The following is a 24,588-nucleotide window of genomic DNA, read 5'->3' as shown; positions in this document are numbered from 1 at the left end:
AATGAGCGAAAATAATATTCTCGAAATGAGCCCTGAAAATTCTGGCCTTGGCAAGGTGGAAATTGCACCGGAAGTTATTGAGGTTATTGCCGGCATTGCTGCTTCAGAAGTAGAAGGCGTAGCGCAAATGCGCGGAAACTTTGCTACAGGAGTGGTTGAAAGGCTCGGTAAGAAGAACCATGGCAAAGGCGTAAAAGTCGAATTAACAGAAGAAGGCATCAAAGTTGATGTATATTGTCTGATGAAATTCGGCGTCTCCATTCCAAGCGTTGCCCAAAAAATTCAGGATAACATCCGTCAGGCCCTCCTGAATATGACAGCCCTTGACGCCCAGGAAGTCAACATTCACGTAGTAGGAATCATGTTTGAAAACCAAAAGCACGAGGTTGAATACGAACAGGAAATGTAACTCACCATCAAGCCAAAGACATAAAACTCGTCTTTGGCTTTTCTCATGGTTCATTCTCATCATCATTCACTCCTCAAGACGTTATAAAGGAGTTTTTAAAGGGAAAATTAAATTTATAAGTTTCCAGCCTAAATTCATGTTACTGTCCAAACATAATGCTCTTGTTGTAGTGCGAAGATTCCTTACTTATGCTATTATCTTCTTATGCAATTTTTGGACGTGCAAATGCTCAAAAATGAAAATTACTATGTTAGCCATAAAGGGGTTTTATAAAGATGAAGAGAAGAACAGCCAGAGAAAAAGCATTGCAGGCATTATTTCAAATTGATGTAAGCCAGACAGAGCCCGAGACCGCCATCGAACATGTTTTAGAGGGTGAAAAAAGCGATGCGTACCTGAACAAACTAGTATCAGGTGTCCTGCAGCATAAAGAAATAATTGATGGCGAAATCAAAGGATTTCTTGAAAAATGGACACTGGAGAGGCTTGCTACTGTAGACCGCAATCTTCTGCGCTTATCCGTTTTTGAGCTGCTGTATTTAGCGGAGGAAGTGCCAGCCAATGTGGTGCTCGATGAAGCAATTGAAATCGCCAAGCTTTACGGTGATGATCAATCAAGCAAGTTTATTAATGGTGTTTTATCAAAGGTAAAAGAAAAGCTTTAAAAACATTAGAACTCTGACTCACACTGGATGTGCTGGCACTTTCCGGATGGAAGCGGGCCGGCAGTCCTTATCATAGGCGCTTCCGAGTTCCTGATAGGGGGATAGAAATGGCTGCAGAATTAATAGATGGAAAAGAAATTGCAAGAAAGAAACAGGATCATATCGGTTCAGAAGTGCAGAAGCTGAAGGAGGAAGGGATCACGCCAGGCCTGGCCGTTATTTTAGCGGGGAATAATCAGGCATCCAGAACATATGTAAAAAACAAGCAGAAAACCTGCGATAAGCTGGGAATGAATTCTATGCTTATTGAACTTTCCGAAAACGTCAGCGAGCAAGAGCTTATCATAAGAATCACTGAGTTAAACGAAAATGAAGATATCCATGGAATCCTTGTCCAGCTCCCGCTCCCAAGCCATATTAATGAAAAAGCCATCATCGAGGCCATATCTCCTGAAAAAGATGTTGATGGGTTTCATCCCATAAACATTGGCAGGATGATGACAGCTCAGGATGCTTATATACCCTGTACTCCCGCAGGGATCATTGAAATGCTGGATAGCATTGGTGCAGACATTTCCGGAAAGCATGTAGTGGTTATTGGGAGAAGCAACATTGTAGGAAAGCCCGCGGGGCAGCTGTTCCTTAATGAAGACGCTACTGTTACATACTGCCATTCGAAAACGGCTGATCTGAAGGAATATACAAAGAGGGCGGATATACTGGTGGCGGCAGCAGGGAAAGCGAATTTAATCACTGAAGACCATGTTAAAAATGGCGCAATCGTAATAGATGTCGGCATGAATCGAGATGGGGAAGGAAAGCTTTGCGGCGATGTTGATTTCGATGCAGTTAGGCAAAAAGCAGGATTTATAACTCCTGTTCCAGGCGGAGTGGGACCGATGACAATTGCCATGTTAATGCATAATACGCTAAAGGCAGCAAAGCTTTCCAAAAGCAAAATTTAAAAGTAATGGCCGCCATAGATGCAAAATCTGTCCATTTCCATTATCCTGTAATTAGGAAAACCTGTCATGCAGGTATAAGCATGCGGGCTGAGTGGAAGGACAGTTTTTTTAATAGGTAAGAAAGAATAATCTTGAACTTTGATAATTGTCTAGCTCCACAAGGAAAGCTTCGACAGCTATGTCATCGCACGACTAAAAGCGCAAGCTTTTAGGAGGAGCGCCTACCCCCTCAAGGTGTCGGGGGTGTGCAAGGCGTTTGCGCTTTTCTTGAGTTATTGCTCTGCAACAGATGCAATGCAGCTTCAGCATAAAGGAGATTGTTATGAAGGAACAGCAGTATCTGACAGTAAACGCACTGACCAAATACATAAAAAGAAAATTTGATGCCGACCCTCATCTGCAAAATATTTTGGTTAAGGGAGAAATCTCAAACTTTAAACAGCATTCCAGCGGCCATATGTACTTCACTTTAAAGGATGAGAAAGCCCGAATTTTAGCCGTAATGTTTGCAGGAAATGCGAGGACAATGAAATTTAGGCCGGAAAATGGCATGAAAATCTTAGTTCGCGGAGCCATATCCGTTTATGAATCCAGCGGGCAATATCAAATATACGTACAGGAAATGCAGCCGGACGGGATTGGTGAACTGTATCTGGCTTATGAACAGCTTAAAGAAAAACTTGAGAAAGAAGGATTCTTTTCACCTGCGCATAAAAAAGATATACCGCGTTATCCAAAAACAGTTGCGGTTATCACATCCCCTACTGGAGCTGCAATCAGAGATATTTTGACAACGCTCAAAAGGCGCTATCCAATTGCAAACATACTTATATACCCTGCGCTTGTTCAGGGGAACCAGGCAGCTCCCTCGATTGTGAAGGCGATAACGGAAGCTAATGTTTCCAGGGATGCAGATGTCTTAATCATCGGCCGGGGCGGAGGCTCCATTGAAGAGCTTTGGGCCTTTAATGAAGAAGCCGTAGCCAGGGCAATATTCAAGTCTGAAATACCTATAATTTCAGCAGTCGGCCATGAAACGGATTTTACAATAGCAGATTTTGTTGCAGATTTAAGAGCCCCAACCCCAACGGGAGCTGCAGAATTGGCTGTTCCGCATATCGATGACTTGATGGAAAGGCTTTTCAACAGGCAATCACGGCTGATAAGAGCGATGAAAGAACAAGTTGCACTGCAAAATGAAAGGCTTCTAAGGGTGAAGAAATCATACGCTTTCAGGTACCCGCAAAAATTATATGAGCAAAAAATGGAACAGCTGGATAAAGTGACCGAACAGTTAATGAGAGGCTCAAGAAGGCTGCACGATTTAAAGCTTGAGCAGGCAGAAACCCTGCAAAAAAGGCTGGTTCGGAGTCATCCAGGGCAGCTGAAGGATCAGGCGAAAGAAAACAATGATAGGCTTCATAAACTGTTAAACAGAACAATGGCAAACATCCTGGCTGCAAAAGAAAAAGACTTTGCGAGAGTTATTTCAACCCTCGAGGCGCTCAGTCCGCTCAAAATTATGGATAGGGGTTATAGCCTTGCTTATACAGAAAAGGAAACCCTAATAAAGACCGTGTCCCAAGTTAAAGCGGATGATATGATAAAATTGAAGGTGTCTGATGGAACCATTGAATGCAAGGTAACGGATATTGAGGAGTGAATGGCATGGCGGATGAAAAACAAATTTCATTTGAACAAGCAATGGAAGAACTTGAAGTTATTGTAGAAAAGCTTGAAGAGGGAGATGTTCCCCTTGAAGAGGCTATAAATATTTATAAAAAAGGCATGGAACTCTCAAAATTATGTCATGATAAGCTTAAAAACGTGGAATCACAGCTTACGGAAATACTGACGGAGGATGGCCGTAAATCGAACTTCGCCATTCCGGAGGAGGAATAATCTTGCAGCAATCCTTAAGCTCTTTCTCTGAACTGCATAAACAGAAACTGGAAATTCATTTAAAGGATTACGTACATAAATTAAACGCGCCTTCTGAAATCAAGGAATCGATGCTCTATTCACTTGAAGCCGGAGGAAAGCGGATAAGGCCAATGCTGTTATTTGCTTCATTGGCTGCTTTTGGCGAGGATACGTCGAAAGGGCTATGGACTGCGGCGGCAATTGAAATGGTCCATACTTATTCGCTCATTCACGATGACTTGCCAAGCATGGATAATGATGACTTAAGAAGAGGCAAACCGACTAACCATAAAGTATTTGGAGAAGCATTTGCCATCCTGGCAGGCGATGCCTTGCTTACTTACAGCTTCCAAACAATTGCGGAAACGCCAGAAGAATTTGCTTCTGCTGAGACAAAGCTTTCTTTAATCAAGGAACTGTCGAAAGCTTCCGGTGCTGAGGGGATGGTAGGCGGCCAGGCAGCAGACATTAAGGGGGAAGGCAAGCAGCTGGGCTTAGAGGATCTTGAGTACATCCACATGCACAAAACGGGCAAACTGCTGGAATGCAGTGTTGTATCAGGTGCAATTTTGGCAAATGCCAGTCAGGAAACGATTCAGGCTCTATCTAAATTTGCCTATCACCTGGGACTGGCTTTTCAGATCAGGGATGATATCCTCGACCTTGAAGGGACAGAGGAGATAATCGGGAAGCCTGTAGGCAGTGATGAATCAAAAGATAAAAGTACATATCCATCTCTTCTTTCAATGAGCGGGGCGAAAGAGGCGCTTGAAGAACATATCAGATCTGCAAAAGAAAAGCTGAGGGAAACAGGCCTTCAAACAGAGCTGCTCGAAGAAATAACAGATTTAATTGCAAACAGGGATCACTAAATCGGAAGTCAGGGTGCCGAAAATGAATTAGAAAAACGATGGTCTTGCCGCTGTACTTTTGTATCAGCGGCATTTGCTGTTTAATAAAATGATGGTCTTCAATGTGTATATTTTGGTATCATAGGAATTGCTGCCGGAGGAGTTTGCGCATTTTTTCCTGTGCATGCATTGGGACAGCGGCAGTGACCCATCAAGAAAGCATATTTTGAAAGCTGTTTAATCTGAAAAGCATTTGGAAAATCTCCTGTAATAAGGTAATCTTAAGATATTATCTATTAGACAGGCTAGACTCTGAAATAATTAGGCTATGGTTTGTTGAGGCTAATGCCAGCAATGCCTAACATTACGAAAAAAACGGACGAATAAGATACGAAAGTGAGTGGTCCGCAGTATGGATCTGTTATCAATTAAAGACCCTTCCTTTTTAAAAGGGCTCTCGAATAAAGAATTGGAAAGTTTGAGTCAGGATATCCGCACTTTCCTAATAGAAAAGCTTTCAGGCACAGGCGGGCATATTGGCCCTAATCTTGGAGTTGTTGAGCTGACTGTTGCATTGCATAAATGTTTTGACAGTCCGAAGGATAAAATCATCTGGGATGTCGGACATCAGTCATATGTCCATAAAATTCTTACGGGCCGTGCGTGCCAATTCGATACTTTAAGACAATATAAAGGTCTTTGCGGTTTCCCAAAAATGATTGAAAGCGAGCATGACGTATGGGAAACGGGGCACAGCTCCACTTCTTTATCTGCTGCGGTGGGAATGGCTATTGCCAGGGACTTGAAAAAAGAGAATAATTATGTCATTCCGGTAATTGGGGATGGTGCCTTAACAGGCGGGATGGCCTTAGAAGCCTTAAACCATATCGGTCATGAAAAAAAAGATATGATTGTCATATTAAATGACAATGAAATGTCAATTGCCCCTAATGTTGGTGCTCTTCACAATGTCCTTGGAAGGTTAAGGACTGCAGGCAAATATAATTGGGTAAAAGATGAACTTGAATATTTATTAAAAAAGGTTCCGGCAGTCGGGGGGAAATTGGCCTCAACTGCTGAAAGGCTGAAAGATAGCCTAAAGTATCTGTTTGTGTCAGGCATGTTCTTCGAAGAATTAGGTTTTACCTATTTGGGCCCTGTTGATGGGCATAACTATGAAGCCTTATTCGAGAACCTTGCTTATGCAAAGAAAACTGAAGGCCCAGTGCTTCTCCATGTTATAACGAAAAAAGGAAAAGGCTATCACCCTGCCGAAAGCGACCGGATTGGCACATGGCATGGTACAGGCCCATATAAAATGGAGACAGGCGACTTTGTGAAACCTGCAAGTACGCCGCCTGCATGGAGCAAGCTTGTCTCAGAAACCGTCAGGAAGCTTGCAAGAGAAGATGAAAGAATCGTTGCAATCACTCCTGCAATGCCTGTCGGCTCGAAGCTTGAAGGATTTGCAAGTGAATTTCCGGATCGAATGTACGATGTTGGTATTGCTGAACAGCACGCAGCAACGGTAGCTGCCGGGCTGGCAACTCAAAATATGAAGCCGTTCCTTGCGATTTATTCTACTTTCCTGCAGCGTGCTTATGACCAGGTCGTTCACGATATTGCGCGCCAGAACTTGAATGTATTTATCGGTATAGACCGGGCAGGACTTGTAGGTGCAGATGGGGAAACTCATCAGGGAGTATTCGATATTGCGTTTTTAAGGCATTTGCCTAATATGGTATTGATGATGCCAAAAGATGAAAATGAAGGCCAGCATATGGTAAAAACAGCTATAGAATATAATGATGGCCCTATCGCTATGCGCTTCCCGCGCGGAAATGGCATCGGAGTGCCTATGGACACAGAACTTAAGACTATTCCAATCGGAACATGGGAAGTTCTGCGCGATGGCAATGACGGAGCGATTTTAACCTTTGGGACAACCATTCCAATGGCTTTGAAGGCAGCTCAGCTCCTGGAGAAGCAGGGACACTCCATTAAAGTCATCAATGCGAGGTTTATTAAGCCGCTTGATGAAAAGATACTGCATGAATTGTTCACAGTCAATATGCCTATTCTTACTATAGAAGAAGCTGTGCTGCAGGGTGGATTTGGAAGTGCAATTCTTGAATATGCACACGAGCATGGCTTCCATCATGCCGAAATCGACCGTATGGGGATACCCGATAAATTTATTGAACATGGCAATGTAAATCAACTATTAGAAGAAATCGGAATGACTGCAGAAGATGCTGTTGAGAGAATGGGAAAACTGGCAAGAAAAAAACAAAAAAGGGCTTAAAGAATGAAAACAAAGAAAGAACGATTAGACGTTTTATTAGTTGAAAGAGGTCTTGCGGAGACAAGAGAAAAAGCGAAAAGAGCCGTAATGGCCGGCCTGGTGTTCAGCAATGAAAGCAGGATGGATAAGCCCGGCGAGAAGGTTAATGCAGATATTCCTCTCACTTTAAAGGGGAAGGTCATGCCATATGTCAGCCGAGGAGGCTTAAAGCTTGAGAAAGCGCTAAAGGTTTTTGATTTAGAAATCGAAGGCAAGATACTCCTTGACATTGGATCCTCAACGGGGGGCTTCACAGATTGTGCCCTGCAGAATGGAGCCAAAATGTCTTATGCTTTAGATGTCGGATATAATCAGCTTGCCTGGAAATTAAGGCAGGATGAACGAGTAGTTGTAATGGAAAGGACCAATTTCAGGTATGTAACCCCAGCCGACCTTTCAGCCGGTATGCCTGATTTTGCGTCAATTGATGTTTCGTTCATCTCTCTAAAGCTTATTTTGCCTGTATTAAAAACACTGCTGGTTCCTGGCAGTGACACAGTTGCCCTAGTGAAACCGCAGTTTGAAGCTGGACGGGAACAGGTTGGGAAAAAGGGGATTGTTAGAGATCCTAAAATACATGAAGCCGTGCTTGATAAAATTATCGAATTTGCACTGGGCCTAGGCTATGACGTCAAGGACGTTTCCTATTCACCCATTACAGGCGGAGACGGCAACATAGAATTTCTCCTCCATCTGTATTGGTCAGGCAGCGAAGAAGAAGGAGAGAACCTTCTTAAAGCCCAGACAGATGAGGTTGTAAAAGAAGCCCATGCCGAGCTGAAAACGAAGCAGGGGAAAGAAGAGGAATAGGCTTACTGCCTGTTCCTTTTTTTAAAAGGAATTTGTCGACTTTCAACGAATTATATAAAATAATATACGGGAAAAATTGTACTTTATTGAGAAAATCAGCTAACATTAGAGTACAAAACACTTTAAATTAATTTTTTTCTGCCTGCTGTCAAGCGGCTGATTATAGAGGTGAAAAAATGAATAAAGGGCAAAGACATATTAAAATCCGCGAGATTATTACAAATAACGATATTGAAACACAGGATGACCTGGTGGATGAATTGAAAAATGCCGGGTTTAATGTAACTCAGGCGACTGTCTCAAGAGATATTAAAGAGCTTCACCTGGTGAAAGTTCCATTAATGGACGGCAGGTACAAATACAGTCTTCCGGCGGATCAGCGTTTCAATCCGCTGCAAAAGCTTAAAAGAAATTTAATGGATGCCTTTGTCAGAGTGGATACGGCAGGACATCTTCTTGTAATGAAGACTCTTCCCGGCAATGCCATGGCTATTGGCGCACTTATTGATAACCTTGACTGGGAAGAGATTCTGGGAACAATCTGTGGGGATGACACATGCCTGATCATATGTAAAACCCCTGAAGATACAGAAGCAATTTCAAACAGGTTTCTTGAAATGCTGTAGATCATTTTTCTGGCTGAGAGGCCAACGCTTCGAGGTCTTAATCTGGCAGGCGGGCGTTCTTTGCTTTTCTTAAAAGATGAGAATGTACAAATTCTGAAGTTAGATAACTGTCTAGCTCCAGCGCCTGCTCCCTTGAGGTGTCGGGGGGTGGGCAAGGCGCTTGCGCTTTTCTTATGAGGTGATATGATTGTTAAACGAGATATCCATACGAAACTTTGCCATAATCGAAGCCCTTTCTGTCTCATTTGAAAAGGGCTTAACTGTTTTAACTGGTGAAACAGGGGCAGGAAAGTCCATCATTATCGATGCCATTCACTTGCTGGCTGGAGGAAGGGGATCAGCAGAATTTGTCCGCCATGGTGAAGATAAGGCTGAAATTGAGGGGCTTTTTATCCTAGATGATCCTAAACACCCTTGCTATAGAAGATCTGCTGAATTTGGGATTGAGATTGAAGATGGAATGATTGTTCTCCGCAGGGATATATCAAAGACAGGAAAAAGCGTCTGCAGAGTGAACGGAAAACTTGTTACTATTTCTGTATTGAGAGAAATTGGAAGTTCACTTATTGATATACATGGTCAGCACGAACATCAGGAATTAATGGATGAAACCTTTCATCTTCCTCTTCTTGATCAGTTTGGAGGATCCAAGATATCCGCCGCCTTAACTGAATACCAGGCTATCTACAGGTTATATGAAGGTACTCTGAAAAAGCTTAAGAATTTAAGTGAAAATGAACAGCAAATGGCGCATCGGCTTGATTTAATTCAATTTCAGCTGGATGAAATTCAATCGGCTCAGCTGAAGTTGAACGAAGATGAAGATTTGATTGAAGAAAAGAGCAAGCTTTCCAATTATGAACGTATTTTTGATTCTCTTCAGTCAGGCTATAATGCCCTTCAAGGAGAACAAAAAGGGCTTGATTGGATCGGAATGGTTATGGGCTATATGAATGATGCTGCGGAACTGGACCACGCCTATAAAGAAATAGCGGAAAATGTGGCAAACAGTTTTTATTTGCTTGAAGATGCAGCCAGATCACTCCGAAATGAAATGGACTTTATGGAATATGATCCACAAAGGCTTAATGAAATAGAAAGCAGATTGAATGAAATTAATGGGCTAAAAAGAAAATATGGAAAAACGGTTGAAGAAGTTCTGGAATACGCTGCAAAGATAGAAGAAGAAATTGAAACTCTGCAAAATAAAGAAACCCATATTGATAAGCTGCAAAAGGAAGTTGCTGCTTTGAAAAAAGATTTACTGGTTGAAGGGGAAGAATTGAGCAAGCTGCGCAGAAAATCTGCTCTTAAGCTAACGAAGTTAATTCATAAAGAGCTTAAGGAATTATATATGGAAAAGACAATTTTTGAGGTCAGATTCTTTTCTGATCCCGAAGTCTTCCTGAAGAACGGAGTTGACAGGGCGGAGTTCTACATATCCACCAATCCGGGGGAACCGCTAAAGCCGCTGTCTAAAATTGCATCAGGCGGTGAATTATCCCGGATCATGCTTGCTTTAAAGAGCATATTTTCAAAACATCAGGGTATCACAAGTATTATTTTCGATGAAGTAGACACAGGCGTGAGCGGCAGGGTTGCACAAGCCATCGCGGAAAAGATTCATCACGTTTCCGTGGATTCACAGGTGCTGTGCATCTCTCATCTTCCGCAGGTTGCGGCCATGGCAGATACTCATTTATTTATTGCTAAAAACACAAAGGATGGGCGGACAAAAACAACAGTAAAACCGCTGACTGAGGATGAAAAAATCAAAGAAATCGGCCGTATGATTTCTGGAGTGGAAATTACTGATTTGACAAAAGAGCATGCGAAAGAGCTGCTGCATCTGGCTAATCAGCTAAAGTAATTTTGATCAATTATAAGGTCTGTTCCCATCGGCGGCGCTATCAGATCTAATACCTTGAAAAGCTATCCAAAGCAGGATAGCTTTTTTTATGTGAATGGCTGTTATAAATGCCTTCGATGCAGGCAAAATTAAAGATGTAGCCATTTGACGTGGATGGACTAGAAGCGAGGAGAGTGAAAAATTTGACATATGATGTTTTACGCAAAATAATTGGTGGAATTCTCCTTGTTTCATTAATTGCTTTAGGTTTTTCCAAGCCTGTTCAGGAATATTTGCAAATACCTGCAAATATTACTCTTTTTGAAGGGCAGCAGCTGGACATTGTAAAGGCAGAAGCAGTGTCGGCTGGACTGTCCATAGATAATACAAGTGTTTCACTTAAGGAAGATACCCATTCGATATCGCTTCATGCAAATGAAAATGGAAAAAATGAAATGCTTCTCGAGCTGGCAGGGTTTCCGATAAAGAAAGTTGATGTTAACGTCTTAAAAGATTTTAAAGTAATTCCAGGTGGCCAATCGATTGGGGTTAAACTGAATACAGTAGGCGTGTTAGTAGTTGGACACCATCAGGTTAATACGGCTGAAGGAAAAGCTTCCCCAGGCGAAACAGCCGGCATAAAGATTGGAGATATCATTACAGAAATCAATGGAAAGAAAATAGAAAAGATGTCAGATGTTGCTCCCTTTGTTCAAGATGCAGGCAAAAGCGGCAATCCGCTCCAAATTATTGTAAGCCGGGAAAGCGGGAAGGTTAAAACTGAGCTGACTCCCTTAAAAGAAAACGGGGAAGAAACCTATAAGCTTGGATTATATATACGTGACTCTGCGGCAGGCATTGGGACGATGACTTTCTATCACCCTGAATCAAAAAAATATGGAGCACTCGGCCATGTTATTTCCGATATGGACACAAAGAAGCCAATTGTGGTTGAAGACGGACAAATTGTCAGATCGACTGTTACTTCAATCGAAAAAGGCAGCAATGGCAATCCCGGTGAAAAACTTGCACGATTTTCCTCAGATAAAGAAATAATAGGAAATATAGTCAGAAACAGTCCTTTCGGAATATTTGGGGAATTGAACCGGGATATGAAGAACGGAATTTTTGACAAACCCATGCCAATAGCTTTATCCCATCAGGTAAAAGAGGGAGCTGCTCAAATTTTAACTGTGGTCGACAATGATGAAGTACAATTGTTTGATATTGAAATTGTCAGTACGATTCCGCAGAAGTTTCCGGCAACAAAAGGAATGGTCATAAAAGTGACGGATCAGAAGCTGCTTGAAAAAACAGGCGGCATAGTTCAGGGGATGAGCGGAAGCCCGATTATCCAGGATGGCAAAATTATTGGAGCAGTGACACATGTATTTGTAAATGATCCTACTTCAGGATATGGTGTCCATATTGAATGGATGCTAAATGAAGCAGGCATCGATATATATGAAAAAACTGAAGAAAAAGCATCCTAAATAATGAATGGATCTTTTAAAAGGCGGGTAAAACCCGTCTTTTTTCTATTCTTGTACAGTGAAATAAAACAGGCGCATAACAGGCTAAACAAAAACTATGAGGAAAACAGACATTGGTTATGTTAAAATGAAAATAAAGATTTTTCGACAAAAATACACGAATTGCAAAGAGTATGACGAAATCGGTCGAAAACAGAAGAAAACAAAAGAATAAATGAGGTTTAGTTGGTTTTTTAAGAAAATTTCAAAAAAGTAGAGGAATTTTTGTTGCATTGTCGAATTTCTCATTTAGAATAGAAAATAGATATCAAAAAGAGCGTGTTCGAAAATGAACATTCATTAAAGAGACCATAATTGGACCGAGGAGGAAAGTAAGTGAAGAAAATAAAAGTTTGTGTTGTGGATGATAATAGGGAACTGGTCGGGCTTTTAGAGGAATATATATCTTCCCAGGAAGACATGGAAGTTGCCGGAGTTGCACATAATGGACAGGATTGCCTCGAAATATTAGAGCAGACACAGCCCGACGTTCTTGTATTGGATATCATCATGCCTCACTTGGATGGACTTGCTGTACTCGAAAAAATGAGAAACTTAAATTTGAATAAACTCCCTAATGTCATCATGCTTACTGCATTCGGCCAGGAAGACGTTACCAAGAAGGCGGTGGATTTGGGAGCTTCATATTTTATCCTTAAACCATTTGACATGGACAATCTGGCAAGCCATATACGTCAGGTCAGCGGAAAATCAAATTCATTTCTCCGCAAACCCGCTCCATCTTACCGTCCTCAGGCAGAAGCAAAGCCTAAGAACCTGGATGCCAGCATCACCAGTATCATCCATGAAATTGGCGTTCCTGCCCATATTAAAGGATACCTATATCTCCGTGAAGCAATTTCAATGGTGTACAATGATATAGAACTTCTCGGTTCCATTACAAAAGTACTGTACCCTGATATTGCTAAGAAGTTTAATACTACGGCAAGCCGTGTGGAGCGTGCAATCCGCCATGCGATTGAAGTTGCGTGGAGCCGCGGTAATATTGATTCCATTTCCTCTCTTTTCGGATATACAGTCAGCATGACAAAAGCAAAGCCGACCAACTCAGAATTTATTGCAATGGTTGCAGATAAGCTGCGTCTGGAGCATAAAGCTTCTTGAAAGGGTAAGGACTTATAAAAAAATCATTTATTAATTTTGCTGCGCTCCTTATGGGGCGTTTTTATTATCCTTTAAACTCCGGAACCAAAAAGGTTCAGTTTGAAATTTCTCAAACTGAACCTTTTTAATTTATTTCTTTTCTTCTTTCTCAAGCTCCATCATCTTTTGAATCAGAATGTGCTGAGGCATATGCATGATTTGCTCAAGAGGAAGATTTAGTTTTTCAGCAAGCTTTAATGCTGTTTCCGGTGATATCTGCAGCGGCTTCACTTTTATCCCCCACTAACTTATTTGGTTTTAAAGCGTTCCTGTACTTTGTTTCTCTTTCGATCGCGATAAAGAATAAATCCTGCGATAAAGCCAAGGCCTATGATTAAGAAAAGGAAACCTGAAACAAATTGAAGCCATAAATATGGAAATGGGCTTTGCAGTATGCCAAAGACCATATCTCTCATTAATTTTATTCCATAGACAGCCAATATGCCCGGCAGGAGTAAAATCAATAAAGCAATTAGTCTAATCATAAAAAATTCCCCTTCAAATCGAATTACCTACCGAAATCATAAATCATTAAATAAATTTGTCAAGTGCCGCTGCTATGCTAAAATAAATTCATGAAGAATGTTGCACGGAATATTGTCAAGTGTGCAAGAATTTTCAATGAAAGAGGTAAAACGATGCAAACAGTAATGATTGTCGGTGCAGGAAAAGGCGGTACGGCTATCCTAAAAATAATAAAAGAAACGGCTGTTCTGGATGTAAAAGCAATGGTGGATATTGATCCGGATGCTGAGGGGCTTCAGATTGCCAATGAAAGCGGCATCCCGATTGGCACTGATTGGCGTCATTTTATGGATCAAGATCTTGATATCATTATTGAAGTCACCGGAAATGAACAAGTGTTTATCGACATCAGGGAAGCCAGAAGCAAAAATACGGTCCTAATACCTGGAAGTGTAGCTTTTTTAATCGCGAAATTACTTGAAGAAAAGGAAGAGCTGATTTCAAAATTCAGAAATGAAACGTATAAGCATGATTTGATTTTTAATTCAACTGATGACGGAATGATTGTAATCAATAACCTTAGTGAGATTACAGTCTTTAATCGAAGTGCGGAGAGAATGACAGGTATTAAGAGGAAAGACGCTTTAGGAAGAAAAATTAATGAAGTCATCACAGACAGTATGCTTCCCAGAGTTATGGCAACAAGGAGAATTGAAGCGAATCAGGAAATGACTTTGGCAAATGGCCTGAAAATTATTACGACAAGAATACCGATGCTTGGAGAAAATAACGAATTAATGGGTGCATTTGCTGTTTTTAAGGACATAACAGAAGTAGTCTCTCTTGCGGAAGAAATTACGAATTTGAAAGAGATACAGACGATGCTTCAGGCGATTATTCAATCAAGTGAGGAAGCTATTTCTGTGGTTGATGAAAATGGGGAAGGGATTTTAATTAATCCGGCATATTCCAGGCTTACCGGCCTGGAAGAAGAAAAAGTGATCGGGAAGCCTGCCACAGCTGATATTTCCGAAGGTGAAAGTGTTCATATGAAGGTTCTTCAAACGAGAAGGGCTATGAGAGGTGTGGCCATGAGGGTCGGACCGAAAAGAAAAGATGTTATTGTAAATGTTGCGCCTGTTATTGTTGACGGAAAGTTAAAAGGAAGTGTGGGTGTTATTCACGACGTATCGGAAATTCAGAATCTGAACCGTGAATTAAGCCGGGCAAGACAGATTATTCGTACATTGGAAGCGAAATATTCATTCGAGGATATTATTGGAACATCTGAAGAGATGACGCTTGCAATTGAACAGGCAAGACTCGGAGCTAAAACTCCAGCTACCGTTTTGCTTAGAGGAGAATCAGGGACAGGAAAAGAATTGTTCGCCCACGCTATACATAATGCAAGCGACAGAAAATATAACAAATTTATCAGGGTTAATTGCGCCGCATTATCAGAGTCTCTTTTGGAAAGCGAATTATTCGGCTATGAAGAAGGGGCATTTTCGGGAGCGAAAAGAGGCGGCAAACGTGGTTTGTTTGAGGAAGCTGATAAAGGCAGTATATTTCTGGATGAAATTGGAGAGCTGACAGCTAACACTCAGGCGAAACTCCTCAGAGTGCTTCAAGAACATGAAATTACAAGAGTGGGAGGGACTAAGCCTATCTCAATAGATGTTCGTGTTATTGCTGCGACTAATGTGAATTTAGAAAAAGGAATTGCAGACGGCACCTTCAGGGAAGACTTATACTACAGGCTGAATAGAATGCCCATACATATTCCTTCATTAAGACGCAGGAAGGAGGATATTCCTCTTCTATGCAGCAGGCTTATTCAAAAGATCAACCAGGAATATGGACGGAATGTAGAAGGTGTAACAGAACAAGCTGTTAATAAACTGATGGCCTATGATTGGCCGGGAAATGTCAGAGAACTTGATAATATTCTCGGCAGAGCCATTATTTTTATGAATTACAATGAAACGGAAATAGAGGAACGGCATATTCCGGATTTAATAGGTGCCAATAATCCTTCGCCAATCGTTGAAACAAGTGAAGAAGTACAAACTAAAACCTTAGCTCAGCTGATAGAGCTGTATGAGGCGAAAATGATCAGACAAACACTTTACAAGCTGGATGGGAATAAAACCAAGACAGCTAAATTACTTGGACTCTCAGTCAGGAATCTTTACTATAAACTGGAGAAATACAATATTGCAAAAGATGGCATGCAATAAATTTCATAGTGTGCAATTATTTGCGTACTTTAGTTCGGTGAATAAAGCGTTTTCACAGCGTTTTAAAGTTGGCACACTTCTTGCAAGTATAAAAAACGGATGGACATCAAGAGAAAGGCGTCGATAATTGTCTAGCACAAGCAGCCTGCCCCCGCGAGGTGTCGGGGAGGGTGAGGCACGCGCTTTTCTAGTAAGGGGGTTGAACAGATGAAATTGGATTCGCTTCTAACGAAAGCAACCCAATATGGTGAGAAAACTGTAGCCGTAGCCGCAGCGGAAGACGAAGAAGTTCTCGAAGCCGTTGCAGAAGCAATTAAGCTGAACTTAGCAAGCTTTTTATTATTCGGGGATCAGGTAAAAATCCGCGAAATCTTAAATCAGAATCATAGCGCAGCAGCTGATAGCCCTAAGCTTGAAATCATTCATGCAGAATCGTCTGCATATGCTGCAGAATTGGCAGTAAGGGCTGTAAAAGAGCAGAAAGCCAATGTGCTGATGAAGGGAAATATCCCGACGGCAGGTATTTTAAAAGCTGTCTTAAATAAAGAATTCGGCTTAAGAACAGGAAATGTTTTATCACATGTGGCCGTATTTGAGGTTCCAGGTTTTGAACGATTTACAATTGTCACTGATGCAGCAATGAATATTGCACCGGACCTTAACCAAAAAGCACAAATTCTGAAAAATGCAGTTGAAATTGCAAGGAGCATAGGAATAGAAAAGCCTCTTGCAGCTCCGATTGCTGCAGTAGAGGTTGTTAACCCTGCTATGCAGGCAACTCTGGATGCCTCAGCATTAACTCTTATGAACCAAAGGGGCCAAATAACAGATTGTCTTGTCGACGGTCCTCTTGCTTTGGATAATGCAATTTCTTTTGAAGCGGCTGAACATAAGGGTATCAAAAGCGAAGTTGCCGGACAGGCAGATATTTTATTAGTGCCGACTATCGAAGTTGGGAATACTTTATATAAATCACTTGTCTATTTTGCTAAAGCAAAAGTAGGAGCCGTTATCGCAGGTGCCAAAGCTCCGATTGTTCTTACTTCAAGAGCAGATTCGGCTGAAAGCAAGGTTTATTCACTGGCTTTAGCGATATGTTCAGCAAAGTAATGGATCTGATAGACATTATTCATTCAGCTTTTTATAAATCGCAATTAAAAATTTATTATCCAAACGAACATACTACTTTTATTAAATCCGGGGAGGAATTATAACATGGAAATCTTCAAATACCTAGAAACTTACGATTATGAACAAGTGGTGTTTTGCCAGGACAAACAATCAGGTTTAAAAGCTATTATTGCTATTCATGATACCACTTTAGGCCCAGCACTTGGCGGTACACGCATGTGGACTTATGAATCTGAAGAAGCAGCTATTGAGGATGCATTGCGCCTTGCACGAGGCATGACTTATAAGAATGCAGCAGCTGGTTTAAATCTTGGAGGCGGTAAAACAGTTATTATCGGCGATCCGCGCAAAGATAAAAACGAAGAAATGTTCCGTGCATTCGGACGCTATATCCAAGGCTTAAATGGACGCTATATTACTGCTGAGGACGTGGGTACTACTGTAGCTGATATGGACCTGATCCATGAGGAAACAGATTATGTAACAGGAATTTCACCTGCTTTCGGATCTTCCGGCAACCCTTCACCAGTTACAGCTTATGGGGTATACAGAGGAATGAAGGCAGCAGCAAAGGCGGCATTCGGAACTGACTCTCTTGAAGGCAAAACAATTGCTGTTCAGGGTGTTGGAAACGTAGCGTTCAATCTTTGCCGCCATCTGCATGAAGAAGGTGCACAGCTGATTGTTACGGATATTAATAAAGAAGCTGTACAGCGTGCCGTTGAAGAGTTCGGTGCTAAAGCAGTTGAACCAAATGAAATTTATGGAGTTGAATGCGATATTTATGCTCCTTGTGCTCTAGGTGCGACAGTTAATGATGATACAATTCCACAGCTGAAAGCCAAAGTAATCGCTGGAGCCGCCAACAATCAGCTTAAAGAAACACGCCATGGTGATTTAATCCATGAGATGGGCATCGTTTACGCTCCAGACTATGTAATTAATGCAGGCGGAGTTATTAATGTTGCAGATGAGCTGTACGGATATAACCGCGAACGTGCAATGAAAAAAGTTGAAACTGTATACAATAATATTGAAAAAGTTATTGAGATTGCTAAAAGGGATGGAATTCCGACATATAAAGCGGCTGACCGCATGGTTGAGGAAAGAATTGAAAGAATGCGTAATTCACGCGGACAATTCCTCCAAAACGGCCATCATATTCTAAGCCGCAGATAAGTTTCAGGGAGGACTATCTTTCCTGAAATGCAAAGCGCTGAATGGAATATTCAGCGTCTTTGCCTTTAAAAACAGAGTAGAAAAAATGCAGCGGCAGTTATAGTACCTGAGTAAGAGTATGCTTTTACAAGGGAAATTTCCGCTCTTTATGGAGGTTTAAACGTGCTAGAACAAGAACATCGAATTCTCGTCATCAATCCGGGATCCACTTCAACTAAGATTGGAGTCTTCGATAATGAGATCTCTGTCCTGGAGAAGACATTGCGCCATGATGCAGATGTCATTAACTCTTATGAAAGTATTATCGATCAATATGAATTCCGCAAGCAGACTATTCTGGAAACACTTGATCATGAAGGAATCAATATCTCCAAATTAAGTGCAGTGTGCGGACGCGGCGGTTTGCTGCGACCGATTGAAGGAGGCACATATTCAGTTAATGATGCAATGCTTGAGGATCTTCGTGCCGGTTTTGCTGGTCAGCATGCTTCTAATCTTGGCGGAATCCTGGCATATGAGATTGCTTCGGGTTTAAATATTCCTTCGTTCATTGTCGATCCGGTTGTGGTTGATGAATTGGATCCAATTGCCCGTATTTCAGGCTTTTCAATGATAGAAAGAAAAAGTATTTTCCATGCCTTGAATCAGAAAGCTGTTGCCCGGAGAGTAGCCAAAGAACTTGGCAAAAAGTACGCGGAGCTAAACCTGATCGTTACGCATATGGGCGGAGGTATAACTGTAGGCGCTCATAAAAAAGGCAGAGTAGTGGATGTTAATAACGGACTTCATGGAGACGGGCCATTCAGTCCGGAACGGGCAGGTACAGTACCTGCTGGTGATTTGGTGGGACTTTGCTACTCCGGCAGCTTTTATCGTGAAGAAGTGATGAAGAAGCTTGTTGGACAAGGCGGTCTTGTAGGTTACCTGGGAACAAATGATGCAGTAAAAGTTGAAAAGATGATTGAAAGCGGAGATGAGAAAGCAAAGCTTGTCTACTCCGCAATGGCTTATCAGGTGGCTAAGGAAATCGGATCTGCCAGTGCAGTACTTGGCGGAAAGGTTGATGCCATCATCCTTACAGGCGGTCTTGCCTACGGCAAGGACTTTGTAAACGAAATCAGTGAGCGGATTAACTGGATTGCAGATGTTATTGTGCAGCCTGGTGAAAATGAACTGCAGGCACTCGCAGAAGGCGCTCTTCGTGTCCTCCGCGGTGAAGAGACTGAAAAAGAATATCCTGGGAAAAAAGCTGGCAAAGCAGCGTTGAAATAGAAGGGGGAAGCAACTTGGCACAGGAATATGATTTGGTGATTTTAGGCGGAGGCACAGGCGGTTATGTAGCTGCCATCCGTGCTTCACAGCTTGGTTTAAAAACGGCAATCGTTGAAAAAGGAAAACTTGGAGGGACTTGCCTTCACAAAGGCTGCATACCAAGCAAGGCTTTATTAAGAAGTGCTGAAGTGTTTGCTACCGCTAAACACAGTGAAGATTTTGGTGTAATGACAAGTGAAGTATCAATCAATTTCAGTAAGGTGCAGGAACGAAAAAACAAAATCGTTGATCAGCTTCATAAAGGTGTTCAGCACTTGATGAAGCAAGGCAAGATTGATGTTTTCGAAGGGACAGGCCGTATACTTGGACCTTCTATTTTCTCTCCGATGCCAGGGACAATTTCTGTTGAAATGAACAATGGGGACGAAAATGAAATGCTGATCCCTAAAAATGTTATTGTAGCAACTGGATCACGTCCTCGTACCCTGCCAGGATTGGACATTGATGGACAGCTTGTAATGACTTCGGATGAGGCTTTAGCTTTGGAAGAAGTGCCAAGCTCCATTATAATTGTTGGCGGCGGAGTCATCGGCATCGAATGGGCATCAATGTTATCAGACTTTGGTGCTGAGGTAACAGTTATCGAATATGCTGACCGCATTATTCCTACGGAAGATAAAGAAATTTCAAAAGAAATGCAGCGCCTTATGAAGAAAAAGGGAGTCAAAATTGTAACAGGAGCAAAAGTGCTTCCTGAAACCCTTCAGAAAGGCGAAGGAGTTACGATTTCAGCTGAAGTGAAAGGATCTCAAGCGGAATTCTCAGCAGAGAAATTGCTTGTTTCTGTGGGGCGTCAGGCAAATACAGAGGGCATTGGCATTGAGAATACTGATATTCAGATTGAAAAGGGATTTGTTTTAGCAAACGAATACTTCCAGACAAAGGAATCCCATATCTATGCAATTGGTGACGTTATTGGCGGCCTTCAGCTTGCACATGTTGCTTCTCATGAAGGCATTGCAGCCGTGGAGCACATTGCCGGCAAGAATCCTTCTCCAATTGACTACAGCCTGGTTTCTAAATGCATTTACAGTTCACCTGAAGCGGCAAGCGTTGGATTAACAGAGGATGAAGCTAAAGAAAAAGGCCATAATGTCAAAACTGGCAAGTTCTCATTCCGGGCTATCGGAAAGGCACTCGTATTTGGTGAATCCGACGGTTTTGTCAAAATTGTGGCAGATAAGGATACTGATGATATCCTGGGTGTCCATATGATAGGCCCGCACGTAACAGACATGATTTCAGAAGCAGGCCTGGCGCGTGTTCTTGATGCAACTCCATGGGAAGTAGCGCATACCATCCACCCTCATCCGACGTTATCTGAAGCAATCGGTGAAGCTGCCCTTGCAGTTGATGGAAAAGCTATCCACGGATAAAGTTTCAATTTAATAAAATGAAATAGTCCAGGCTCACTTTTGGAGCCCGGGATACATATTAGCTTAGGAGGTTGTATAAATGGCTGAAAACCGTCATAAAGATTTAGGTTTAAGTGATGAGAAAGTTCTTGAAATGTATGAGACCATGCTATTAGCTCGCCGTATTGATGAGCGTATGTGGCTTTTGAACCGTGCCGGAAAAATCCCTTTCGTTATTTCATGTCAGGGACAGGAAGCTGCTCAGGTAGGTGCTGCATTTGCACTTGATCGCGAGAAGGATTATGTTCTTCCATACTATCGCGACATGGGAGTAGTCCTTACGTTCGGCATGACTGCAAAGGAATTAATGCTTTCAGGGTTTGCCAAAGCAGAAGATCCAAACTCAGGCGGCCGCCAAATGCCTGGACATTTTGGTCAAAAGAAAAACCGTATCGTAACAGGCTCTTCACCTGTAACTACACAGGTGCCTCACGCTGTTGGCGTTGCTCTTGGCGGAAAGCTGGAAGGAAAAGATCTGGTAACCTTTGTAACGTTTGGTGAAGGTTCTTCAAACCAGGGGGACTTCCATGAAGGTGCGAACTTTGCAGGTGTTCATAAGCTGCCTGTCATCTTTATGTGTGAGAATAATAAATATGCAATTTCGGTACCGATTGAAAAGCAGCTTGCTTGCGAAAACGTATCTGACAGAGCTATTGGATACGGCATGCCGGGTATAACAGTTGACGGAAACGATCCGCTTGAAGTATATAAAGCTGTGAAAGAAGCGGCAGACAGAGGCCGCCGCGGAGAAGGGCCAACATTGGTCGAAACCATTTCATACCGTTTAACTCCTCACTCATCTGATGATGATGACCGAAGCTACCGTGCTCCTGATGAAGTGGCTGAAGCGAAAACAAAAGATCCGATAATTACTTTTGGCGCATACCTGAAAGAAAATGGCGTTATGGATGATGCGATCGAAAAGGAAATTAATGACCGGGTTATGAAATTGGTAAACGAAGCAACTGATTATGCTGAAAACGCTCCATATGCAGAAGCGGAATCTGCTTTAAAGCATGTCTATGCTGAACAGTAAGGGGGAGAGAATATGGCTGTAATTTCTTATATCGATGCGGTAACAATGGCAATCCGCGAGGAAATGGAAAGAGATCCAAAGGTATTTGTTTTAGGTGAAGACGTAGGTAAAAAAGGTGGCGTATTTAAAGCGACACAAGGACTATATGATAAATTTGGCGAAGACCGCGTAATTGATACTCCGCTTGCTGAATCAGCGATTGCAGGGGTTGGAATCGGTGCAGCGATGTATGGAATGCGCCCGATTGCTGAAATGCAATTTGCCGACTTTATAATGCCGGCGGTTAACCAGATTATTTCAGAAGCGGCACGCGTCCGCTACCGTTCCAACAATGACTGGAGCTGTCCGATTGTTGTTCGTGCACCATATGGCGGCGGTGTTCATGGAGCGCTATATCATTCCCAATCTGTCGAAGCAGTATTTGCGAATCAGCCGGGACTTAAGATTGTTATGCCTTCTACCCCTTATGATGTAAAGGGGTTATTGAAAGCGGCAATCCGTGACGAGGATCCTGTACTATTCTTTGAACATAAGCGTGCATATCGCCTGATTAAGGGCGAGGTTCCTGATGATGATTATGTTCTGCCAATCGGAAAAGCGGATGTCAAACGCGAGGGTGAAGATATCACAGTGATCACTTATGGCCTATGCGTTCATTTCGCTCTTCAGGCTGCTGAAAGACTTGCCAAAGATGGCATCTCAGCGCACATCCTTGATTTAAGAACGGTTTATCCGCTTGATAAAGAAGCAATTATCGAAGCTGCGTCAAAAACAGGTAAAGTGCTTCTTCTTACTGAAGATAATAAAGAAGGCAGCATCATGAGTGAAGTTTCTGCCATTATTGCAGAGAACTGCCTGTTTGAACTGGATGCACCAATCAAACGGCTTGCCGGTCCTGATGTGCCAGCAATGCCTTACGCCCCAACTATGGAAAAATATTTTATGGTTAACCCTGATAAAGTAGAAAAAGCAATGCGTGAATTGGCTGAATTTTAATAACTGGCATCTTAGCTAATAAAAATGGAAAGCGCAGATGATGCGGCTCTCCGGCTGGAATTCATTCCGGATCAGCTGCACCAGCTGCATGACCCGCAAAATGCGGGCAGCTAGAAGGAGGTTACCCAATGGCTATTGAGCAAATTAAAATGCCCCAGCTTGGGGAAAGTGTTACTGAAGGGACAATCAGCAAATGGCTGGTTTCCGTTGGAGATAAAGTAAATAAATATGATCCGCTTGCTGAAGTAATGACTGACAAAGTAAATGCGGAGGTCCCATCTTCTTTCTCAGGTGTAATCAAAGAATTGGTTGCAGAAGAAGGCGAAACTTATGAAGTTGGCCAGGTTATTCTGACAATCGAAACTGAAGGCGGCGGTGAAGCAGCGGCGGCACCAGCTCCATCTGAGCCTAAGCAAGAAGTTGATGCACCTTCTGCGTCAGCACCTTCTGCACAAGCGGCACCTGCAAAATCAGAAGCTCCTAATGGAGTCCGCTATTCACCTGCAGTCCTAAAGCTTTCACAGGAACACGGCATTGACTTAAATCAAGTTACAGGTTCAGGCGCCGGCGGACGAATTACCCGTAAAGACCTTATGAAAATCATTGAGTCCGGAGATATTCCTACAGCGGCAGCTGCTGCCGCTGCATCAGCACCAGCACCGGAAAAGACAGAAGCGCCGGCACCGTCTTCGGCACCTTCCCAGCCAGCATCACCAAAACAGGCAGCGCCAGCACCTAATGTTCCAGTAATGCCGGGTGATGTTGAAATCCCTGTTACTGGAGTGCGTAAAGCGATTGCAGCAAACATGCTTCGCAGCAAACATGAAGCACCACATGCCTGGACAATGATGGAAGTAGATGTTACAAATCTTGTCGAATACCGTAACAGCATCAAAGGTGAGTTTAAGCAAAAAGAGGGCTTCAACCTTACATTCTTTGCTTTCTTCGTAAAAGCTGTTGCGCAGGCCCTTAAGGAATTCCCGCAGATTAATTCCATGTGGGCAGGAGATAAGATTATCCAGAAGAAGGATATCAACATCTCCATTGCGGTTGCAACAGATGACGCGTTATTCGTTCCGGTCATCAAAGCAGCTGATGAAAAAACGATTAAGGGTATAGCCCGTGAAATCAATGACCTTGCATTAAAAGTACGTACAGGCAAATTGACTTCCGCTGAAATGCAGGGTGGAACTTTCACTGTAAATAATACCGGTTCATTCGGTTCTGTCCAGTCAATGGGCATTATCAATTATCCTCAGGCTGCAATTCTTCAGGTTGAATCCATTGTTAAGCGTCCTGTTGTCATGAACAATGGCATGATTGCTGTCCGTGACATGGTGAACCTTTGTATGTCCCTGGATCACCGTGTGCTTGACGGCCTGGTATGCGGACGATTCCTGCAGCGCGTGAAAGAAATTCTTGAGAACACATCTAAAGAAAATACAACTATTTATTAATAAAGAAAATTGCCGCTGCCCTGCTTAGGGGCAGCGGTTTCTTATTGTTCATTGCTTGTTTCTCTTTTGTATACTAAAATAGGTATATGGAGAATTTAGAATTTTATTATAATTTTCTTGCGGCATTGTTTGGTTACAAGAAACGGGTCCGCTGCCGCATGAGGGGAGGGAACGCTGTCAGCTATAAGGACAGCAAATT

Annotated in this window: 22 protein-coding genes; 20 read left to right on the top strand and 2 right to left on the bottom strand. The window is 42.4% G+C overall.

All coding sequences use genetic code 11. From position 1 onward, the window contains the following. Position 1: 1 nt before the first annotated feature. The 12 genes from ACXAD1_RS17785 (at position 2) to spo0A (ending at position 13,099) form a co-directional block, all read left to right on the top strand. Positions 2 to 409, top strand: a complete 408-nt coding sequence (locus tag ACXAD1_RS17785) for an Asp23/Gls24 family envelope stress response protein (RefSeq protein WP_009332897.1) — start codon at positions 2 to 4, stop codon at positions 407 to 409. Between the two features lie 275 nt (positions 410 to 684). Then, complete coding sequence (nusB, locus tag ACXAD1_RS17780; RefSeq protein WP_206838484.1) at positions 685 to 1,074, top strand: transcription antitermination factor NusB; 390 nt, start codon at positions 685 to 687, stop codon at positions 1,072 to 1,074. 107 nt (positions 1,075 to 1,181) lie between these two features. Then, positions 1,182 to 2,039: a bifunctional methylenetetrahydrofolate dehydrogenase/methenyltetrahydrofolate cyclohydrolase FolD gene (gene folD, locus ACXAD1_RS17775; RefSeq protein WP_206838481.1), complete on the top strand. Its 858-nt coding sequence runs from the start codon at positions 1,182 to 1,184 to the stop codon at positions 2,037 to 2,039. 322 nt (positions 2,040 to 2,361) lie between these two features. Further along, positions 2,362 to 3,702, top strand: coding sequence for an exodeoxyribonuclease VII large subunit (gene xseA / locus ACXAD1_RS17770; RefSeq protein WP_370224743.1), 1,341 nt, complete (start codon positions 2,362 to 2,364; stop codon positions 3,700 to 3,702). A gap of 5 nt (positions 3,703 to 3,707) precedes the next feature. Beyond that, positions 3,708 to 3,941 (top strand): exodeoxyribonuclease VII small subunit, encoded by a 234-nt coding sequence (gene xseB, locus ACXAD1_RS17765; RefSeq protein WP_474910680.1) that lies wholly within the window; start codon positions 3,708 to 3,710, stop codon positions 3,939 to 3,941. Positions 3,942 to 3,943: 2 nt separating this feature from the next. Continuing rightward, complete coding sequence (locus tag ACXAD1_RS17760) at positions 3,944 to 4,834, top strand: polyprenyl synthetase family protein (RefSeq protein WP_474910679.1); 891 nt, start codon at positions 3,944 to 3,946, stop codon at positions 4,832 to 4,834. Between the two features lie 391 nt (positions 4,835 to 5,225). Continuing rightward, positions 5,226 to 7,118, top strand: a complete 1,893-nt coding sequence (gene dxs, locus ACXAD1_RS17755) for a 1-deoxy-D-xylulose-5-phosphate synthase (protein ID WP_474910678.1) — start codon at positions 5,226 to 5,228, stop codon at positions 7,116 to 7,118. Positions 7,119 to 7,121: 3 nt separating this feature from the next. After that, complete coding sequence (locus tag ACXAD1_RS17750; protein WP_474910677.1) at positions 7,122 to 7,967, top strand: TlyA family RNA methyltransferase; 846 nt, start codon at positions 7,122 to 7,124, stop codon at positions 7,965 to 7,967. A gap of 176 nt (positions 7,968 to 8,143) precedes the next feature. Next, entirely contained in the window at positions 8,144 to 8,593 is a 450-nt protein-coding gene (gene ahrC / locus ACXAD1_RS17745) for a transcriptional regulator AhrC/ArgR (RefSeq protein WP_009332889.1), read from the top strand. 187 nt (positions 8,594 to 8,780) lie between these two features. Continuing rightward, positions 8,781 to 10,463, top strand: a complete 1,683-nt coding sequence (gene recN, locus ACXAD1_RS17740; RefSeq protein ID WP_370224747.1) for a DNA repair protein RecN — start codon at positions 8,781 to 8,783, stop codon at positions 10,461 to 10,463. 182 nt (positions 10,464 to 10,645) lie between these two features. Further along, the gene (gene spoIVB, locus ACXAD1_RS17735) at positions 10,646 to 11,935 is read left to right on the top strand and encodes a SpoIVB peptidase (protein ID WP_206838468.1); all 1,290 of its coding nucleotides are present in this window, start codon (positions 10,646 to 10,648) and stop codon (positions 11,933 to 11,935) included. Positions 11,936 to 12,310: 375 nt separating this feature from the next. Continuing rightward, positions 12,311 to 13,099, top strand: coding sequence for a sporulation transcription factor Spo0A (spo0A, locus tag ACXAD1_RS17730; protein ID WP_206838467.1), 789 nt, complete (start codon positions 12,311 to 12,313; stop codon positions 13,097 to 13,099). A gap of 129 nt (positions 13,100 to 13,228) precedes the next feature. On the opposite strand, the gene ACXAD1_RS17725 is transcribed toward spo0A, so the two are convergent. Then, positions 13,229 to 13,369, bottom strand: a complete 141-nt coding sequence (locus ACXAD1_RS17725; protein ID WP_113884408.1) for a YycC family protein — start codon at positions 13,367 to 13,369, stop codon at positions 13,229 to 13,231. A gap of 17 nt (positions 13,370 to 13,386) precedes the next feature. Beyond that, positions 13,387 to 13,623, bottom strand: a complete 237-nt coding sequence (locus ACXAD1_RS17720) for a DUF2627 domain-containing protein (RefSeq protein ID WP_019380202.1) — start codon at positions 13,621 to 13,623, stop codon at positions 13,387 to 13,389. Positions 13,624 to 13,776: 153 nt separating this feature from the next. Between ACXAD1_RS17720 and ACXAD1_RS17715 the strand changes: the two genes are divergently transcribed. The 8 genes from ACXAD1_RS17715 to ACXAD1_RS17680 all read left to right on the top strand — a co-directional run bounded on the left by ACXAD1_RS17715 (position 13,777) and on the right by ACXAD1_RS17680 (position 24,389). Next, complete coding sequence (locus ACXAD1_RS17715) at positions 13,777 to 15,843, top strand: sigma-54 interaction domain-containing protein (protein WP_206838464.1); 2,067 nt, start codon at positions 13,777 to 13,779, stop codon at positions 15,841 to 15,843. Between the two features lie 207 nt (positions 15,844 to 16,050). Continuing rightward, a complete protein-coding gene (gene yqiS / locus ACXAD1_RS17710) occupies positions 16,051 to 16,953 on the top strand; it encodes a phosphate butyryltransferase (protein ID WP_206838460.1) in 903 nt (300 codons plus the stop codon). 105 nt (positions 16,954 to 17,058) lie between these two features. Further along, complete coding sequence (gene bcd, locus ACXAD1_RS17705; protein WP_009332881.1) at positions 17,059 to 18,153, top strand: branched-chain amino acid dehydrogenase; 1,095 nt, start codon at positions 17,059 to 17,061, stop codon at positions 18,151 to 18,153. A gap of 162 nt (positions 18,154 to 18,315) precedes the next feature. Then, positions 18,316 to 19,425 carry a butyrate kinase gene (gene buk / locus ACXAD1_RS17700; protein ID WP_206838458.1) on the top strand — a complete coding sequence of 370 codons (1,110 nt, stop codon included), beginning with the start codon at positions 18,316 to 18,318 and terminating at the stop codon, positions 19,423 to 19,425. A 14-nt stretch (positions 19,426 to 19,439) separates the two neighbouring features. Beyond that, positions 19,440 to 20,861 carry a dihydrolipoyl dehydrogenase gene (gene lpdA, locus ACXAD1_RS17695; protein WP_474910676.1) on the top strand — a complete coding sequence of 474 codons (1,422 nt, stop codon included), beginning with the start codon at positions 19,440 to 19,442 and terminating at the stop codon, positions 20,859 to 20,861. Between the two features lie 79 nt (positions 20,862 to 20,940). Beyond that, positions 20,941 to 21,936, top strand: a complete 996-nt coding sequence (locus ACXAD1_RS17690) for a thiamine pyrophosphate-dependent dehydrogenase E1 component subunit alpha (protein WP_206838453.1) — start codon at positions 20,941 to 20,943, stop codon at positions 21,934 to 21,936. 12 nt (positions 21,937 to 21,948) lie between these two features. Further along, on the top strand, positions 21,949 to 22,932 hold the full coding sequence (locus tag ACXAD1_RS17685) for an alpha-ketoacid dehydrogenase subunit beta (RefSeq protein WP_113884415.1): 984 nt from the start codon (positions 21,949 to 21,951) through the stop codon (positions 22,930 to 22,932). A 128-nt stretch (positions 22,933 to 23,060) separates the two neighbouring features. Then, positions 23,061 to 24,389, top strand: a complete 1,329-nt coding sequence (locus ACXAD1_RS17680; protein ID WP_370224753.1) for a dihydrolipoamide acetyltransferase family protein — start codon at positions 23,061 to 23,063, stop codon at positions 24,387 to 24,389. The last annotated feature ends 199 nt before the right edge of the window (positions 24,390 to 24,588 follow it).

The organism is Cytobacillus sp. ABV4_503 (assembly GCF_056158445.1).
The sequence above is the reverse complement of the archived record's forward strand: the minus strand, read 5'-3'. Positions and strand labels throughout refer to the sequence as shown.

Bases quoted from the DNA above. Each gene is read 5' to 3' on its own strand.
- ACXAD1_RS17785 (WP_009332897.1), top strand. From the start codon at position 2: ATGAGCGAAAATAATATTCTCGAAATGAGCCCTGAAAATTCTGGCCTT.
- nusB (WP_206838484.1), top strand. From the start codon at position 685: ATGAAGAGAAGAACAGCCAGAGAAAAAGCATTGCAGGCATTATTTCAA.
- folD (WP_206838481.1), top strand. From the start codon at position 1,182: ATGGCTGCAGAATTAATAGATGGAAAAGAAATTGCAAGAAAGAAACAG.
- xseA (WP_370224743.1), top strand. From the start codon at position 2,362: ATGAAGGAACAGCAGTATCTGACAGTAAACGCACTGACCAAATACATA.
- xseB (WP_474910680.1), top strand. From the start codon at position 3,708: ATGGCGGATGAAAAACAAATTTCATTTGAACAAGCAATGGAAGAACTT.
- dxs (WP_474910678.1), top strand. From the start codon at position 5,226: ATGGATCTGTTATCAATTAAAGACCCTTCCTTTTTAAAAGGGCTCTCG.
- ACXAD1_RS17750 (WP_474910677.1), top strand. From the start codon at position 7,122: ATGAAAACAAAGAAAGAACGATTAGACGTTTTATTAGTTGAAAGAGGT.
- ahrC (WP_009332889.1), top strand. From the start codon at position 8,144: ATGAATAAAGGGCAAAGACATATTAAAATCCGCGAGATTATTACAAAT.
- ACXAD1_RS17720 (WP_019380202.1), bottom strand. From the start codon at position 13,623: ATGATTAGACTAATTGCTTTATTGATTTTACTCCTGCCGGGCATATTG.
- ACXAD1_RS17715 (WP_206838464.1), top strand. From the start codon at position 13,777: ATGCAAACAGTAATGATTGTCGGTGCAGGAAAAGGCGGTACGGCTATC.
- yqiS (WP_206838460.1), top strand. From the start codon at position 16,051: ATGAAATTGGATTCGCTTCTAACGAAAGCAACCCAATATGGTGAGAAA.
- bcd (WP_009332881.1), top strand. From the start codon at position 17,059: ATGGAAATCTTCAAATACCTAGAAACTTACGATTATGAACAAGTGGTG.
- ACXAD1_RS17690 (WP_206838453.1), top strand. From the start codon at position 20,941: ATGGCTGAAAACCGTCATAAAGATTTAGGTTTAAGTGATGAGAAAGTT.
- ACXAD1_RS17685 (WP_113884415.1), top strand. From the start codon at position 21,949: ATGGCTGTAATTTCTTATATCGATGCGGTAACAATGGCAATCCGCGAG.
- ACXAD1_RS17680 (WP_370224753.1), top strand. From the start codon at position 23,061: ATGGCTATTGAGCAAATTAAAATGCCCCAGCTTGGGGAAAGTGTTACT.